This is a genomic window from Silvanigrella paludirubra, from assembly GCF_009208775.1.
In the GTDB taxonomy this organism is placed as follows: domain Bacteria; phylum Bdellovibrionota_B; class Oligoflexia; order Silvanigrellales; family Silvanigrellaceae; genus Silvanigrella; species Silvanigrella paludirubra.
Genome location: NZ_WFLM01000004.1, coordinates 255032 through 270944, shown reverse-complemented (window position 1 = coordinate 270944; position 15913 = coordinate 255032). Strand labels below are relative to the sequence as shown.

Annotated in this window: 18 protein-coding genes; 10 read left to right on the top strand and 8 right to left on the bottom strand. The window is 29.0% G+C overall.

What is annotated here, in order from left to right:
* Positions 1–65 precede the first annotated feature (65 nt).
* Positions 66–251, top strand: a complete 186-nt coding sequence (locus tag GCL60_RS11875; RefSeq protein WP_153420879.1) for a hypothetical protein — start codon at positions 66–68, stop codon at positions 249–251.
* Here the strand turns inward: GCL60_RS11875 and GCL60_RS11870 are convergent.
* The 3 genes from GCL60_RS11870 to GCL60_RS11860 all read right to left on the bottom strand — a co-directional run bounded on the left by GCL60_RS11870 (position 232) and on the right by GCL60_RS11860 (position 2170).
* A complete protein-coding gene (locus tag GCL60_RS11870) occupies positions 232–750 on the bottom strand; it encodes a hypothetical protein (protein ID WP_153420878.1) in 519 nt (172 codons plus the stop codon). The two genes, GCL60_RS11875 and GCL60_RS11870, sit on opposite strands and share 20 nt — an antisense overlap.
* Before the next feature lie 76 nt (positions 751–826).
* Positions 827–1039, bottom strand: coding sequence for a hypothetical protein (locus GCL60_RS11865; protein WP_153420877.1), 213 nt, complete (start codon positions 1037–1039; stop codon positions 827–829).
* Between the two features lie 90 nt (positions 1040–1129).
* Positions 1130–2170 carry a class I SAM-dependent methyltransferase gene (locus tag GCL60_RS11860; RefSeq protein ID WP_161998188.1) on the bottom strand — a complete coding sequence of 347 codons (1041 nt, stop codon included), beginning with the start codon at positions 2168–2170 and terminating at the stop codon, positions 1130–1132.
* 323 nt (positions 2171–2493) lie between these two features.
* On the opposite strand from GCL60_RS11860, the gene GCL60_RS11855 reads away from it, so the two are divergent.
* Together GCL60_RS11855 and GCL60_RS11850 are read left to right on the top strand one after the other, a co-directional pair.
* Positions 2494–4608, top strand: coding sequence for a sensor histidine kinase (locus tag GCL60_RS11855; protein WP_153420875.1), 2115 nt, complete (start codon positions 2494–2496; stop codon positions 4606–4608).
* A 6-nt stretch (positions 4609–4614) separates the two neighbouring features.
* The gene (locus GCL60_RS11850) at positions 4615–5004 is read left to right on the top strand and encodes a VOC family protein (RefSeq protein WP_153420874.1); all 390 of its coding nucleotides are present in this window, start codon (positions 4615–4617) and stop codon (positions 5002–5004) included.
* A 3-nt stretch (positions 5005–5007) separates the two neighbouring features.
* Here GCL60_RS11850 and GCL60_RS11845 read toward each other — a convergent pair whose 3' ends face one another.
* Genes GCL60_RS11845 through hutU form a run of 3 tightly spaced genes read right to left on the bottom strand, consistent with a single transcriptional unit; the run spans position 5008 to position 8487 of the window.
* A complete protein-coding gene (locus GCL60_RS11845) occupies positions 5008–5373 on the bottom strand; it encodes a DoxX family protein (protein WP_153420873.1) in 366 nt (121 codons plus the stop codon).
* 44 nt (positions 5374–5417) lie between these two features.
* On the bottom strand, positions 5418–6752 hold the full coding sequence (locus tag GCL60_RS11840) for an amidohydrolase family protein (RefSeq protein ID WP_153420872.1): 1335 nt from the start codon (positions 6750–6752) through the stop codon (positions 5418–5420).
* Positions 6718–8487, bottom strand: a complete 1770-nt coding sequence (gene hutU, locus GCL60_RS11835) for a urocanate hydratase (RefSeq protein WP_153420871.1) — start codon at positions 8485–8487, stop codon at positions 6718–6720. The genes GCL60_RS11840 and hutU overlap by 35 nt, the downstream gene beginning before the upstream one ends.
* 36 nt (positions 8488–8523) lie before the next feature.
* On the opposite strand from hutU, the gene GCL60_RS11830 reads away from it, so the two are divergent.
* From GCL60_RS11830 to GCL60_RS11800, 7 genes are all read left to right on the top strand, one after another.
* Positions 8524–9369 (top strand): TrmH family RNA methyltransferase, encoded by an 846-nt coding sequence (locus GCL60_RS11830; RefSeq protein WP_153420870.1) that lies wholly within the window; start codon positions 8524–8526, stop codon positions 9367–9369.
* Positions 9370–9427: 58 nt separating this feature from the next.
* Complete coding sequence (locus GCL60_RS11825; protein WP_153420869.1) at positions 9428–10417, top strand: hypothetical protein; 990 nt, start codon at positions 9428–9430, stop codon at positions 10415–10417.
* Between the two features lie 118 nt (positions 10418–10535).
* The gene (locus GCL60_RS11820; RefSeq protein ID WP_153420868.1) at positions 10536–11717 is read left to right on the top strand and encodes a hybrid sensor histidine kinase/response regulator; all 1182 of its coding nucleotides are present in this window, start codon (positions 10536–10538) and stop codon (positions 11715–11717) included.
* A gap of 8 nt (positions 11718–11725) precedes the next feature.
* Positions 11726–12019 (top strand): HNH endonuclease, encoded by a 294-nt coding sequence (locus GCL60_RS11815; RefSeq protein ID WP_153420867.1) that lies wholly within the window; start codon positions 11726–11728, stop codon positions 12017–12019.
* 33 nt (positions 12020–12052) lie between these two features.
* A complete protein-coding gene (locus GCL60_RS11810) occupies positions 12053–13267 on the top strand; it encodes a tetratricopeptide repeat protein (protein ID WP_153420866.1) in 1215 nt (404 codons plus the stop codon).
* Between the two features lie 3 nt (positions 13268–13270).
* Entirely contained in the window at positions 13271–13654 is a 384-nt protein-coding gene (locus GCL60_RS11805) for an Hpt domain-containing protein (RefSeq protein WP_153420865.1), read from the top strand.
* A gap of 11 nt (positions 13655–13665) precedes the next feature.
* The gene (locus tag GCL60_RS11800; protein ID WP_153420864.1) at positions 13666–14436 is read left to right on the top strand and encodes a response regulator; all 771 of its coding nucleotides are present in this window, start codon (positions 13666–13668) and stop codon (positions 14434–14436) included.
* 2 nt (positions 14437–14438) lie between these two features.
* Here GCL60_RS11800 and GCL60_RS11795 read toward each other — a convergent pair whose 3' ends face one another.
* Together GCL60_RS11795 and GCL60_RS11790 are read right to left on the bottom strand one after the other, a co-directional pair.
* The gene (locus tag GCL60_RS11795; protein WP_153420863.1) at positions 14439–15095 is read right to left on the bottom strand and encodes a phosphatase PAP2 family protein; all 657 of its coding nucleotides are present in this window, start codon (positions 15093–15095) and stop codon (positions 14439–14441) included.
* Positions 15096–15123: 28 nt separating this feature from the next.
* The gene (locus GCL60_RS11790; RefSeq protein WP_153420862.1) at positions 15124–15804 is read right to left on the bottom strand and encodes a DUF6901 family protein; all 681 of its coding nucleotides are present in this window, start codon (positions 15802–15804) and stop codon (positions 15124–15126) included.
* Positions 15805–15913: the final 109 nt, after the last annotated feature.

Below are 15913 nucleotides of genomic sequence, written 5' to 3'. Positions count from 1 at the left end.
CTCCTTGCGTTATTGTTTTTGAAGGTTATGGAATAAATCATTTACATTGTAAATTAATACTTTGCATGGCACAAAAAAAAGATCAAAAATGGATACCTATTAACAACGTTAAAGAAATGAGTCATTATTTTGATAAATATGAAGGCTTTATTAGAAGCCATGATGGTCATCGTGTTTCGAATGAAGAATTAGAAAAAGTCATTAAAGAGATTTTAGTTAAAAATGTATCCTTTAAAAATCTAAAAGCATAAAAAATCCTACACTTAAAACAACCCCGACGTAACTAAATTGAAGACCAAACCATTTCCAAGCAAGATCGTATGTTACTTGTAAAAAAGGAAAAAACCTTATTTGTTCTGCTATCGAAACCAATCTTCCATCATATCCATGAACAACACCTAAATTATAACCAAAATCTGTTGAAAAGCCCGATGAATCAACTGAATGGAAGAGACTGCGGTGGACCCCAAAAACGTAACACCGTTGATTAAAGGAATTAACAAAAGTACCTAATATAAATCCACGATAAGCTGCTGCCACAAGAGCATGTTCCCATTCTTCATGAGCATCTTCACCAATTAAAATACTCAAGTGAAATGACCACATTCCTAGATATAAACCATCTGCTCCTGGTTTGCCCCATATTGAAAATTCAGTCTCAGATTGGGTCTCAAAGGCATTTATTTTTTTATCCGAAGGGATTATTAAATTTTCTTTTTCTGTATTATTATTTTCAGATGCATAACACAATGAAATAAGTGTTAAGTTCGCCGAAAAGTAGATTAGAATTTTTAATATTTTTAATTTTATCTCTTTTCCCTCAAAGTTATTTAGATGTTTTCATAATTTCTATTATTTTTTTCTTAATTTCAACATATTTAGAATTATTAGTATTACCAATTTTGCTAACATCTGTTTGCCCTGTAGATAAAATATCATCAAATATTTTTAAAATATCTTTTTGACCTTCAATATATCCTTCATTATGACCCTCTTTATACTCATGTGTATCTTTAGAATGATGCTTTTTATTTGTCATTTTATACCTTTGATATTTATAAGCTTTAAACTAAGAAGAACATCAGTTGAGTATATCGGTTATTATAGAGTTTACTTAAAGATTATGCTTTTAGTTGTGACATAAAATACTTTTTGATAAAAACCTAATTTGAGTTTCTAAATCTTTAAAATCATAATTTTTTATAATATTTAATAAAGGATTTTTTATATAATTCATATAAAATGGCTCGTGAAAATTAAGAGGAAAATTTTGAATTGCCCAATTATATTTAGGAACATCATCCATTTGAATAGAGTCAATATGAAACATAATTCCTTTTGGATTAAGAACATTATAACAAGACTCTATTATTTTAAATCTTTCTTTTTCAGGAAGCTCATGAAATAAATACACTGAAAAAACAATATCATATTTGTTTTGAAGAGCTGATAAATTTGTTCCATCCATTTTAATAAAGTCTACATTGCTATATTTCATCATTTTTTCTTTGCCATATTCAATATAAGCTTTACTCAGATCGATTGCTGTTATTGAAACATTTTTACATGAGTTTAATAATATTTGTGTACTTTCCCCAGATCCGCAACCAATTTCAAGAATTTTTAACTGTTTTTTTTGATTTTGAATATGCTTAAGCAAAGGTGCTAATAACAATCTACGAGATAGTCCTAAGGTACCTTTAAATAATATTTCTGTTTGATGAGCATACAACTCTGCCGACTTTTTAGATAAATAACCATCTGTTTGAAAATGAAAATTTCTTCTATAGTACTTTGGATAACTATTGATATCATCTTTAACATTTTTAGAAAATTTCTGATATTCATTATTTTTTGCACGCATAGAAGAATTTAATGAATCAATTAATATATTAAAATATCTTTTTGCATGAGTTATTGGATTTTCTGGATATATTAAATCTTTAAAATAAATATTTTCATTTATATTTTTAATATCTTCTTCAAGCATATGTTTAAGTTCTAAAATTAAAATCCTTATAAATTCTGAGAGTGAAGTATTTTTTGGCTTTTTATGAATTCCAAAAACATTTCGCACAATATGAATAGGAAAACCTTCAAAAGTATATAGTGCAAAACGAGATGTATTAAGAGCTCTTAAAAGGAATTCATTCGTTTTTTGAGTAATCATAATGTTCTCCATGCAAAAGGAAATTTAAATTCTTGGAATAAGAAATTAAGCATAAAGTTCTTTTATTGAAGCAATTCATATTTTACTGTTCTTTTAAAATAAAGAAAAGGGTAAGAATTAAAATATAAAAAAAATTTTATTAAATTTAATAAATTAACTTAAAATAGACTACCAATAAATTAATAATTTTTTGGTTTGACTTATTTTTTAATTAATGTAAAAACATTTGCTAATATAGGTTTATTTAATTATATATTAAATATGTATTTAAATTTTTATGTATATTTACAAATCAAAATGAAATATTATTAAGAAAAATTAAAATGAATATAGAAAATAAGTTTTTAACATTAATTATTTCTTTTACAACTCTCCTAAATATATCAATAGCATTTATAATACATCAGTTCATTTCTGCGCAAATTTTAAGCAATTTTAAAGAAAAATATTCAGAAATATCAAATACTTTAAGTTCTGCATTTCAACTCCATGAAAAACAAATAGAGGACTTGATGCTGAGTTCAGCATTATTAATTGAGCAATTAATAAAAACTGAAGGCTTACCCAATAATAACAAATTAAAAGAAATTTCTAAACAATTAAACTTAAGTCATATATACATTACTGATAAAAATGGTAATTTTATTAGATCTACCAGAGAAGAACCAGCTAAACTACCTAATATTTTCATTTTTTGTAATATGTATAAAAGTTGGTTTGAAAACTCGTTATTTATTAATCCTACGGGTTTCTTACCTGGAATACCAGCAGGAGTTTCTTCTAAGTTTTTTTTACATGGCACAAAAGATAAAAAATATATTATTGAAATAAATGTGGAAGCTGGTTTTATTTCAAATACTTTTCAAAAAATATTTGAAATTGATCATAATATAAATTCAATGGAAATCCTATCTCCAAATGGTACTAGTTTAGGACTTTTCACAAAAAATAATCCCATTTTATATGAAAAAAATCCTGAAAAAAAACCGAATAAAATAAATTCAATTGATAATAAAAATTATTTTATATTAAATACAAAAATAAATGCTACACATAATACCTGCTGCAGTTGCGTTAGGAGAAAATTAACTCTTGAAAATAATCAATACTATTATTTATTATCATTAAATATTTCTAAAAATTCATTAAATCAACACTTAAATAAAGTAACGTTTTTCATTTTTTTAATATCTATTTTAATTTTAATAATGAGTATTTTAATCTCTAAAATTTTTTCAAGAAGAATAGCAGGAAGAGTTGATGAGTTAATTTATAAATTAAAAAAATATAAAATAAACGAAAGATTAAATATTAAAGGAGATGACGAAATAAGAAAAATAGCAGATTCATTTGATAAAATAATTAGTATTCATGAAAAAAACCAAATAAAATTAATTGAAATTGAAAAAATAAATACCCAAAACAAATTATCTAAACAAATAGCTCATGACATTCGCTCTCCACTTACAGTAATAAAATTAATTTTAACACTTATCAAGAATAATATAGATGAAAAATATAAAAATACTATTATGAATGCATGCAAAAGAATAGATGATATAAGCATTCAATTATTAAATAATCAAATCAAATCACAAATAAATACTATTGAGCACATTCCAAGCTTAATAGATAAAATCATAATAGAGAAAAAAGTAACTTGTTTTAATAAGAATATTAAAATTAATTTAAAATTAAAAGAACACGCTTTGTTTTCTATTATAAATTATACTGAATTTTCTAGAATTGTTTCAAATATTATAAATAACTCCATTGAATCAATTAAAAATTATGGAATAATAAATGTTACATTAATCAGAAAAGATAATTTTATAACAATTATCTTTTCTGATAATGGGAAGGGAATTAAAGATATATATATTCCGAAAATTTTAAGAGGGGAGGAATCGAGTTTTGAAAAAGAAGGCGGATCTGGATTAGGTCTTTCACATGCAATAAAATATTTAAAAACGATTTCAGGGACAATTGATATAAATTCAGTATATTTGAGAGGAACTTCTGTAACTATAAAAATCCCTATCACAGAAAAACCCAATTACTATTTAAGTGAAATTAATATAAAAAATAAAACAACAATAATTGTAGATGATGATAAAATTTCTCATGAAATATGGGATGATAGACTTTCAAAAATAAAAACAAAAATAAATGTAATACATTTTTATAGTATTTCTGATTTAAAAATATATTTTTCTAAAAATCAAGATCATAATAAAAAAATTATCTTATGTGACTATCAGTTTAATTATTGTATTGAAAATGGATTAGATGCTATTTTATTACTCAAAATTGAAAATAATTCAATTATTGTATCGAACTATTTTGATGACCAAGAAATTTTAAAAAAACTAGAAAAATATAATATTAAAATAATACCAAAATCAATTATTTCAACAATAAATATAATTGAGGAATAGATCTTTATGAAAATAGATCATCTGATTATAGGCTCTCATAATCTTAATATTTCTAAAGAGTTTTATATCAAGATTCTTGGCTTTAATGAACATGACTCTTTTATTGATACTGGAACTGGTAAAAAGGGATTCATTTTAATTCATAATTATTTAAAAATTTTACTTGTTCCTTTTGAAGAAATCCGTCTTCCAAATCCTCAACATATTGCTTTTTTAGTAGATGAAATTCAATTTAATAAAATTTATTATACTGCTATGAATAAAAAACTTAAAATAAGAGCCGAACCTAATTTAAATACTGAAAAATTTGGTATAGGTTCGTTAGATGTTAATTATAAAAATTTTTATATATTAGACCCAAGTAACGTTAATATAGAAATCATGAGTCATATTTAACGATTATTTTTTCTTCCATAAAAAATAGGAGATAAGAACAATTACAAGACCAACTAATGGGACTATCACTTTAGATAAAGGATCACCTGAAAAATGATGCGAAGCCGCAGCACCAATTAAATTAATAACAAATCCAGCATATGCCCACTCTTTTAATGTTTTAAATTTATTATAAAGGATAGCAATAACTCCCAAAAGCTTTGCTGTACCTAATATTTTTAACATATAAAGCGGATAACCCAAAGATCGAATCCCTTCAACTGCCTGTGGAGCAGAGCTAAAATAGCTAAAAACAGAAAAAAGCATCAATACAACAAATGGAATGGTAAATACCCAATAGACAATTTTTAAAGTTTTTGACCCTGCCATTCTTTCCCCTTAATGCGAATTATAAATAAACAAAAAATTCAAATTTATAATACCACGTGTCTTACATGATCACCGATCGGAGAAGTAAAAAAATCGTCTGCAGAATTTCCTTCAAATGCAACTAAAGTTGCTTTTTTTCCTTCTTCAATTATTCCATAGCTATCTTCTACTCCTAATGCGAGTGCTGCATTTACAGTAACACCTGCGTAAACTTCAGGAAGTGAAAAAGCACATTGAGAAAGTGCAAGGTAACAAGCAAACCAAATATTATTTATAATGGCGCTTCCTGGATTAAAATCACTCGCTATTGCAATTTTAACACCAGATGCTCTCCATCTTTTTGCATCAACATATGGAATACGACTAAAAAAACTTGTCGAAGGAAGAGCAACAGCAATTACACCTAAAGTTGCCAGTCTACCTAAATCGGATTCAGTTGAATATTGACAATGATCAACTGTAAGTACACGTCCTTTTTGTCTTCTTTTAGAAGCTGTTTGCTCTACTCTCCGTGCAAGTTCTGCTGCAAGCTCAGCACCACCACTCCGTGAAAACTCATCCGAATGAATATGAACATCTAAACCATGTTGTAAGGCAGCTCCCAACCAACGCTCAGACTGTTCCTTAGTAAAAAAGTTTCTTTCTAAAAATATATCTGCTGCTAGCGGTAAAGAAATTCCTTTTTTAACCGCTTCTTCACCTAATGCAGCTATATTTGGTAAATCTTCTACCAGAGCTTGAATATAATTATCGAGTCCTCTGTATTCTGGGCTGGCAGCATGAGGCCCTAAATAAGTTGGAGATAACGCAGGTAATTCCTGAGCATCTTCACCATTATAGGCTTCATAAAGAGCTTCAAGCATTTTTCTTTCTTCTTTAGGATTTAATCCATATCCTGTTTTTGCTTCGAGAAGAACAACACCTTTTGCAAGAGCATCTTTTGCATTTAATTTATAAATTTCTGTTAACTTTTCTTTACTAACAGCTCGAGTTGCTTTCATTGTTGCAGCAATACCACCATTTTTTGCTGCAATTTCTTCATAGGTCATTCCCTGAGATTTTAATACAGTTTCGTTAGCACGGCTGCCTGCAAAAATAGGGTGATTATGACAATCAATTAAACCTGGCATTAAAACTAAATTAGAAGCATCTATCACTTCACAATCAGATAAGTTAACATATTTATCCGCAATATTTTCTCCAATTGCCTGAAAAACACCATCAGATATATATACATCTTGATTTTTAAGAATTTTCATATCTTTTAAAGTAATAATATTATTTTCTAAGTTATTCAATCCTTGCATAGTTACAACACAAGGAGAGTTCTTGAAAATAATTTTTTTATTCTTTTTTGTAGACCAAATCTTTGCTGCCATGATTCACCTCAGCGTTTGATAAATATCGAGGATAAAAATAGGGAGAGTCCGCTTCTACAGAACGATTCATTTGCTCCCCAGCAATTTTTCGCGAACTTTCATAACCTGCATCTGCATGACGAAATATACCCATTGCAGGATCAAATGTGAGAACTCTCTTTAAACGTTCAGAAGCTTCTTGACTTCCATCTGCCACAATCACCATTCCTGCATGAAGCGAATATCCCATTCCAACTCCACCGCCATGATGAAAACTCACCCAAGAAGCACCACTTGAAATATTGCCAAAAGCATTTAAAAGAGCCCAATCAGCAACGGCGTCACTACCATCTTTCATATCTTCTGTTTCACGATAAGGAGATGCGACACTTCCACAATCCAAATGATCTCTTCCAATAACAACGGGACAAGAAATTTCACCGCTTTTTACCATCTCGTTCAAGAGTAACCCTGCTTTTAATCTATCTCCATATCCTAACCACAAAATTCTGGCAGGCAATCCTTGAATAGATATCCTTTTTGGAGCTAAAGATAACCACCTTTGAATGTCATTATGATGAGGAAATAAATTCATAAGCGCTTGATCCGCTTTTTTTAGATCTTCAGAATCACCACTTAACATTACGAATCGAAAAGGACCTTTTCCTTTACAAAAAAGAGGACGAATATATTCAGGGACAAATCCTTTAATATCAAATGCATTATCTACTCCTACTTTTTTCGCCATTGCGCGAATATTATTGCCATAATCAAATGTTGGAATCCCTCTATTTTTAAGTTCTAACAAATATCGAACATGTTTTCCAATGCTTTGCATTGCATCTTGTTCCACCTTTTTTGGGTTTAACTTTCGTTCTTGAAACACTTGTTCCATAGAATAACCTTGGGGAACATACCCGTAGGTAGGATCATGAGCTGAAGTTTGATCGGTTACAAGACTCGGATGGAAATCGTTACGTTCTAATAATATGGGAAGAATATCAGCTACATTGCCAATAATGGCAATGCTTTTAGCAAGCCCTTCGGATAATGAATTTTTAAGAGAGTTCATTGCGGAATCAATGTCATTGTGAATTTCGTCAAGATATCCAGATTTTAAGCGCATTTCTGCTCGTTTTTTATCGACTTCAATTCCTAAAAAGCAGGCTCCTGTTAATACAGCTGCAAGAGGCTGCGCTCCTCCCATTCCCCCAAGTCCTGTAGAAAAAACGTAACGCCCTTTTGTAACACCTTTATAATGTTGTTGAAATGCTTCATAAAAAGTTTCGTATGTGCCTTGGACTATTCCTTGTGATCCAATATAAATCCAGCTTCCTGCAGTCATTTGACCATACATCATGAGGCCTTTTTTCTCGAGCTCGTCAAAATGATTCCAATTTGCCCAATTTCCAACTAAATTGCTATTTGCTAAAAGAACACGAGGTGCATTTTGCCAAGTTTTAATACGAGCAACCGGGCTTCCACTTTGAATCAATAGGGTTTCCTCATTTTCAAGTTCTTGCAATGCTTTTAAAATATTATGAAAATCAGGCAAAGATCGTGCTGCTTTTCCTCTTCCCCCATAGACAACTAAATCTTCGGGTTTTTCAGCAACTTCAAAATCAAGATTATTTAATAGCATGCGTAAAGCGGCTTCTTGAAGCCATCCCTTAGTAATAAGGGACTTTCCTCTTGGAGCTGGTTGCCCAGGGGTAAATATTTTAGTTGATGAAGGGAATATATTTTGAGTAGACATAGAAATCCTCACAAAAAAAGGGGAGAAAGGATAAAAATGATTTGGACGGAATCAACGACTTCTTCAAATGTGCCTACACAATACTTTATTCCAGAGCACTTGAGAAATGACTTTGGAAAAATTAATGCTGCACTAAGAGGCTTTTTTACAGATGCAAGAATCGGCAAAATGGAAAAAATAGCGCAGATAAGAAGTAGACAAGTTTTAACTGTGTTTGAAAATACCCATCACGCTCATAATATTAGTGCTATTTTAAGAACAATTGATTCTTTTGGATTTTTAGATTTATTTTTTTTATACTCCAATAAAGAAATGAGATTTAAAGCAGCTGACACTATTGATAGAGGTGCAAGCCAATGGCTAATGCCAAAACGAATAAATACAGTTGAAGAATGTGCTGATATTTTAAAAAATAGTGGTTATAAAATTGCTCTTGTTTCTTTACCTGATTTTTCGAGAACCTCTGAACATTATATTGATAAAATCCCTTCTTTTCCAAGTAATTCATTTCATTCAAATGAATTTAAAAACTTTATAGGCGATCAAAAAATAGCTCTCATTTTTGGGAGTGAATTACACGGTGTTTCCCCAGAGTGGAAAAATTATGCGGATATGTATGTTTCGGTTCAAATGTATGGTTTTACAGAATCTCTAAATGTTTCCGTTTGTGCAGGAATAATATTACAAACATTAAGAGAATCACTTTCAATCCATCAACCCAATTTTTTATTAAGTAAACAAGAACAAAATCTAATTCTTGAACACTGGATTGCAAAAACTTGTCCAAATGCATTTGAATATATTTCTACTAGAGAACCCGATCTTTTAAAATGGTTCGAATTTGTTCGATCTGGGAAATTTTTTCAGCCTATTCCAAAATAAAATATGAAGCCGATAAGTAAGTTGAATAATTAAAACCTTATTTTTTGGAATAAGATTTATGCAACTTATTAAAAGGAAACCGCATTTAGGTTGGATCATAAATGGCCTTGCCATTTCTCTAATCTGTTTCCTAATGCTTAATAGTCTATTTGGTTCGATATACGTCAATCAATTAAAAAAGAAAATTTTAGGACTAACTGATAATTATTTTTTAGCACAACGCGAAATATTAGAAGCAAAAGAAACATTATCAAGAGCTCATAGTAATATTTATAAATTTATTTTAACAAATCAACAAGAATTATCAATAAAACAAAAAAAAGAATTAAAATCTGATTTTATTAAAGAAATTAGAAAAGATTTTATTGCCATTGTCTCTCATTCGAAAGAAATTAATAAATTTAATATTGATCCTTTTATGACAGCGAATATTAAAAGTTTAACACCAATTATTAATGATTATACTTTAACAATTCAAAAAGAAATAGATTTAAGTTTAGAAAAGGAGCAAAATAACTATGATGAAATGCTAAAAGTTTTAAATAATGAAAATGAAAATTTTACTAAAATCATGTTTAATTTAGATGTTTTATCTAGACTAATTCAAGACAAAGCAATAAGTATTCGCATTTCAGATGACCTACTTCTAGAATATTTGCCTTCTGTTTTTATTTTAACATTTTTTGCCGCTGCCATAAGCGGTGGAAGTTTTATTTATGTTTCGCGTAGAGAAGTAAGAAAATCCATAATTGATAATACTTTACAAATTTTAACTGAGGCAAAAGAGTATCAAATGGATTGCATTGAAACTTTGGAAATTTGTAAAGAAATTTCTGAAAAAGGGGCGCAAAAAATAACAGAAATTTATAACTCTATAGATAAAACCAATAATTACGAAGAATTAGAAATATTGATTGAAAAATTTAAAAATCATTCAGCAAAAATTGAACTCGCTTTTGAAATTAGACGGTTTCTTCACGAAAAAGAGAAGAATAAGATTGAAAAAGAGATTATTGAGAACAAAAAGAAAGCAAAATCAATATATTAAGAAACTTTGTTGTTTTTGGAAAATTTTTGCACCCAAGCTTCTCTTAATTAAAGAAACAAAACACCGATAGAATATTGTTACTTTTTTTGAATTATTTTTGTTTACAAGGATCCACTTGATGGACTTAGGAAAACTAAACATACTCGTGGTCGAAGATGATAGTGATACGCAGGAACGTATTGTTCGTGAGTTTAATTCACTCAATTTTGCCACGACAACGGCAAGTAGTTTTTATGAAGCCAAAACAATTATTCAAAACTCTGCTAATAATTTTGATCTTTTTTTAATTGATATTCAACTTCCGGATGGAGATGGATTTTCACTCATTAGTGAAATTCGTAATAAAAATAAAGATGCTTTATTAATCATAATGACTGGATATATTAACAATAAAATAATGGATAAATCGAACAAAATAGATTGCTACGAAGTAATTCAAAAGCCATTTTCTATAAAAAATGATATTATTCCATTAGCAAAAAAATGTTTAAAAAATATTTATTTAAAAAAAGAAAATGATTATTTAAATGCACAAATTCTTCATATTTCAAAACTTGCCGCATTAGGTGAGTTATCTGCAACAGTTGTTCATGATATTAGAGGACCTCTAACTATGATACAACTTACTTGCGAAGACATTAAAGACGAAATGAAGAAAACAGATAATAATGAATCTTTTGAAACTAATTTAAACTCACATTTATCTCAAATTACGAGAGCTTGTCATAAAATAAATAAACTTGTTGATCATCTCAGAAATTATTCAAGAAAAGATGCTCAAGAAGAGGAAGAAAGTAAAAGTGTAATTGAACTAATTGAAAATAGCGTTTTCTTAGTAAAACAAAAAATAAGAAATCATAATATTAAAGTTGAAATAAAGATTGATGAAAAATATAACAATGCAGAACTCATTTGTTTCCCAAATAAGTTTGAACAGGTTCTTATGAATTTAATGAGTAATGCTTGTGATGCTATGAAAGAATCATCTAAAAAAGAATTAAAAATTAAAGCATTTTTAGATGATAATTCGTTTAATATTTCTGTAAATGATACTGGATCTGGAATTCCAGAAGTAGTCCTTCCTAAAATTTTTGATAGTTTTTTTACAACAAAGCCCAAAGGTGAAGGTACAGGTTTAGGTTTAAGTATTGTAAAAAATATAGTAAAGGAACATTTGGGTGATTTAGTTTTAAGCTCAGTTGTTGGAGAAGGCACAACCTTTACAATAAAACTGCCAATTTCTAAATTAATTATTAAACCGTCCTCTGGTGGAGGACCTTCACCATCACGGGCAGCTTAGAATAATAAATGAATTTAAATAGTTATGAATTTGCAGATGAAGAACATATTAAAAGAGAAAAAGCCAAAGTAAAAGCCGCCAAAAAAAGTAGATGGTGGCAACAAAAATGTGCCTCTGGGTTATGCTACTATTGTGGAAAAAAATTTTCCTTTAAAGAACTTACGCTAGATCATATTGTTCCCTTAGCACGTTTTGGTACAACCACACCAGGCAATGTTGTACCAGCATGCCGAGAATGCAACAAAAATAAAGGAGTTGACACTCCTGTCGATCTTCTTTTTAAGAAAAATATGATAGACTAGGAGAAATATCCTTCTCTTAAAGGTTGCAATAATATGGCCGCCAACGTCATTGAGCTCTCATCAGATATGAATTTTATTGTTGTTGATGATGCACCCGCATCACGTGAAGGTATTGTAAAATCATTAAAAACGTTAGGTTTCAAAAATGTTTTTGAAGGGGTAAGCGAGGGCGAGGCTCTTAAATTTCTTCAAGAAAAAAATTTTGATTTTATCATTTGTGAAAAAGATATGAGGCAAATTAATGGACTTGAATTTTTAACAGAAGTCAGAGAAAATGTTGAAATTAAAAGAACTCCTATTTTAATGGTTGGACCTGAGCTCACAAAAGATGAGATGTTACGTTTTCCTGAAGCTGCGCCCGATGGCTATTTACGTATCCCTTTTGTTATGAAAGATCTTTCCTCACAAATTTCTCAAACGTTGGTTAAATACCGCGATATAAATAATATTGAAGTAGAGTATGAATTAGCTCGTTATTTATATATAAGTGGTGAATATGAAAATGCATTAGAAGCATATAAAAGTATTTCACTTAGAAATTTATCTTCTGCAAGAGCTTTTGTTGGAATTGCAAGATGCCATAGAGCTTTAGGTAACATACCTGAAGCGGAAAAAAACTTAAGACTAGCAATGCAAAATAATAAAAATTATGTACAAGCATATTTTGATTTAGGTGTTTGTTTATTAGCATCAGATAGAAAACAATCTGCAATTAAAGCATTTGATCAAGCCATAAGCATTAATCCAAAAAACCCGATTCGTTATGAAGAAGCGGCAAATGTGTTAACTCGCTGTGAACTTTATGAAGAAGCAGAAAGTTACCTTATGCGAGCAATTAATATGAAAATAGTTTATCCTAAACTATATGCTCAAGTAGGTAGAAATTTTCTAGCTCAAAAGAAAAAAGACAAAGCTCTCGATTTTTTACAAAGAGCAGTAGAACAAGATCCTAAAAATCCAAGTTTTTTAAATAGTATTGGAATCTGTTATAAAGAAATGGGTAAATTCGAAGATTCTATTTCAAGCTATAATTTGGCTTTAAAAATTACACCTACTGACGTAAAAATTATGTATAATAAAGTTCTTTGTTTAGTTAATATGAAAGACTATGACAGAGCTAAAAAAGTTTGCCAACAAATTTTAAAATATGATCCTAAATTTGAAAGAGCACAACAAAAAATTCTTGAAATTGATAAACTCAATGAAACTCCATCCGAACCAAAATATAGAGGGGTTATTCCAAAATAATATATGAGTACAACATCACTTTTAGATGAAGAAATAATAAATAGTATGAAAGAATTGGGCAATGGAGATGAAGAGTTCTCAAATAGACTCTTAATTGTTCAATTAATGTCTGTTTATTTAGATAACTTACAAGAACGAATTAAAGAATTAACTCTTGCAATGCAAAATAGTGACGCTGCTATCATAGAGCGATCCGCTCATACATTAAAATCAAGCTCTAGACTAATTGGTTTGGTTTCTTTATCTGAAGATTGCCAATTATTAGAAGACATCGGATTTTCAAAAAAGCTAGATGGAGCCCAAGATATTTTCAATAGAATAGATTCAACATGTAAAAAAGTTCCTGAAGTTTTAAAAAATAAAATTAAAGAACTAGAAGCTTCTTAACAGAGGTCAATGTGGCTACCAAATCTATATTAATTGTTGATGATGCTGCCGAAACAAGAATTTTTTTAAAAGGAATTATCAATTCTTTAGGATTTGCTCACTTTGAAGCAAAAAGTGGAATAGATGCTTTAAAAATTTTAAATGACCACATGATTGACCTTGTGATTTTAGATGTCTTAATGCCAAACTTTGATGGCTATCAAACACTCGAATTTATAAATAAATTAAAACAAAAACAAGATATTAAAGTTGTCTTTTTAACTGGAAAAAAAGGGGAATTAGATCAGGCTAAAATTGACGAATTAAAACCCGATGATCTCATACATAAAACGGTAGAAATTCAGGTTCTAAAAACAAAACTTAAAAAGTTACTTGATGGTAGCATTCCTCCTACAAAACCACCGATAGCATCTCCTGTAGCCTCACAGACACAAGCACCAATTGCGCCTCCTCCAGTAAGTGCACCAACCCCAGCGGCAGCAAAACCTGCAGCACCGACTCCTGCACAACCAGCACCAAAACCAGCTGCTCCTGCAGAATCAAAATTAGACTTAGCTGCAAAAATAACAAATATGCCTATTGAACTAGACATCAAAATAATTAAGTTAACACAATCAGGAATTACTTTTTCTGCTAAGTTTCAATTTAAAGAAGGGGCTCAACTTTCCATTGATTGTCAAAAGGCAGCAGCAGCACTAAAGAAAACGGGAGAATTAAGTGTAAAAGTTTTAAAATGCACTCCCGAAGCTGATCTTTATATTGTAAATACTCAACACACTTGAAATTAAATATTTTGAGTATATTCTTTTTTTGCGAAATATTTAAATGAAAAATATACAAAAAAACTTATAAGTGTACCCAAATAAATAGAAAATAAAATATCACTTAAAAAATGATATTTTAATAAAATTAAGGAAAGAACAGTTAAAAAAGAAGCAGTAAAATAAATTATTTTATATTTAGGGTAAATTAAATAGAATAGAGACGAAGCAGAAACTACTATTATAGTATGACCAGATGGAAAAGCTGATAAAGAATGAAAGTCTTGAAACCATTTAAAATTATCATTATTTGTTTTTAAAAAATAAAATACATTATTACGACTAAAAATAAATTTAAATATAACTTTCATCCCTAGTGCAATATTTAAGGTTATTGATAATAAAAACAAAGCAATATGGATTTTTTTAATTGCGTTTTTAAACCATAAATTAAATGCTACAAAAACAATCATTAAAGGAGATAAACCAAATAAAATATATGGAATATAAGTTATCCATTTAGGAATTTTATAAAATAGAATAAAATGAAATTGATTTGAATGTGCATTAATATCATTCATTAAATAAACAATTTTTTTATCTAAAAAATTAATAGAAAAAACAATAAATAGAATAAAAAAAAGGTTTATAATATAGAACCTTATTATTTCTTTTTTCATTTCAAATTTCCAATCTCGATAAAAAATTCTAGAAAGTCACAAACTGACTTTTCAAAACATCTAAATACTCTTCTATTGCTAAAGAAAGCAATTGAGATTGTGAAGAAAAAGATACTATGGCATTTAAATTTGCATCCGCTTTACTGGCTACTTTGATTCTTTCAAAAAAACAAACATTTACAATTTGAATTTGATCAAAATAATTAGGCAAATTTTCTAAAGTCCAATCAGGTACTTCCCCTTCTTTTACTTTAAAATATTGTTTTAATAAATAAGAAGAAACAGTTCTAAAAACAGTTTCTTCCATAGAAGCAAAAGGCAAATGATAATATGCCATTCCTTTTAAATCTTTTAGAATTGGACAAGAACTGGTTGCCATAATAAGACCAATAAGAGCTTTTAAAGCGGTTTGTGCATCGCATTCCTTATAATATGTCCGATTTTCTGATTCCACATAAGTTTGAATTTTCTCTGTAGATAAAACAGAATGAAACTCTCGCATAGCTAACTGAACATCTAAAGCAGGTGGGCATTTTTTATGTTCATCTAATTTCAAAGGACAGTTTGTACATTTATTAAACTCTAAGTTTGTCCATTCAACATCATTATTTTCTTTATTTTCAATAATAGAACCAATTCTGTCTATATCTACCGTAAAAATAGACTCACGTTTATCTTCAAAGATAAATTTATAGACAATTTTTGACAAAATTCCTCCGAGAAATAAAATGAATTTCTAAATAAAAATCGGAAAATTATCCTTAAGATGTAACTTAGAGTCAAAATATCAACATTTAATAACAAGTTTTAATGTGTCA

Excerpts from the sequence above, each read along its gene's own strand:
- GCL60_RS11825 (WP_153420869.1), top strand. The coding sequence starts at position 9,428 with ATGCAACTTATTAAAAGGAAACCGCATTTAGGTTGGATCATAAATGGC.
- GCL60_RS11805 (WP_153420865.1), top strand. The coding sequence starts at position 13,271 with ATGAGTACAACATCACTTTTAGATGAAGAAATAATAAATAGTATGAAA.
- GCL60_RS11830 (WP_153420870.1), top strand. The coding sequence starts at position 8,524 with ATGATTTGGACGGAATCAACGACTTCTTCAAATGTGCCTACACAATAC.
- GCL60_RS11865 (WP_153420877.1), bottom strand. The coding sequence starts at position 1,039 with ATGACAAATAAAAAGCATCATTCTAAAGATACACATGAGTATAAAGAG.
- GCL60_RS11815 (WP_153420867.1), top strand. The coding sequence starts at position 11,726 with ATGAATTTAAATAGTTATGAATTTGCAGATGAAGAACATATTAAAAGA.
- GCL60_RS11845 (WP_153420873.1), bottom strand. The coding sequence starts at position 5,373 with ATGGCAGGGTCAAAAACTTTAAAAATTGTCTATTGGGTATTTACCATT.
- GCL60_RS11820 (WP_153420868.1), top strand. The coding sequence starts at position 10,536 with ATGGACTTAGGAAAACTAAACATACTCGTGGTCGAAGATGATAGTGAT.
- GCL60_RS11795 (WP_153420863.1), bottom strand. The coding sequence starts at position 15,095 with ATGAAAAAAGAAATAATAAGGTTCTATATTATAAACCTTTTTTTTATT.
- GCL60_RS11840 (WP_153420872.1), bottom strand. The coding sequence starts at position 6,752 with ATGGCAGCAAAGATTTGGTCTACAAAAAAGAATAAAAAAATTATTTTC.
- hutU (WP_153420871.1), bottom strand. The coding sequence starts at position 8,487 with ATGTCTACTCAAAATATATTCCCTTCATCAACTAAAATATTTACCCCT.
- GCL60_RS11810 (WP_153420866.1), top strand. The coding sequence starts at position 12,053 with ATGGCCGCCAACGTCATTGAGCTCTCATCAGATATGAATTTTATTGTT.
- GCL60_RS11875 (WP_153420879.1), top strand. The coding sequence starts at position 66 with ATGGCACAAAAAAAAGATCAAAAATGGATACCTATTAACAACGTTAAA.
- GCL60_RS11850 (WP_153420874.1), top strand. The coding sequence starts at position 4,615 with ATGAAAATAGATCATCTGATTATAGGCTCTCATAATCTTAATATTTCT.
- GCL60_RS11855 (WP_153420875.1), top strand. The coding sequence starts at position 2,494 with ATGAATATAGAAAATAAGTTTTTAACATTAATTATTTCTTTTACAACT.
- GCL60_RS11860 (WP_161998188.1), bottom strand. The coding sequence starts at position 2,170 with ATGATTACTCAAAAAACGAATGAATTCCTTTTAAGAGCTCTTAATACA.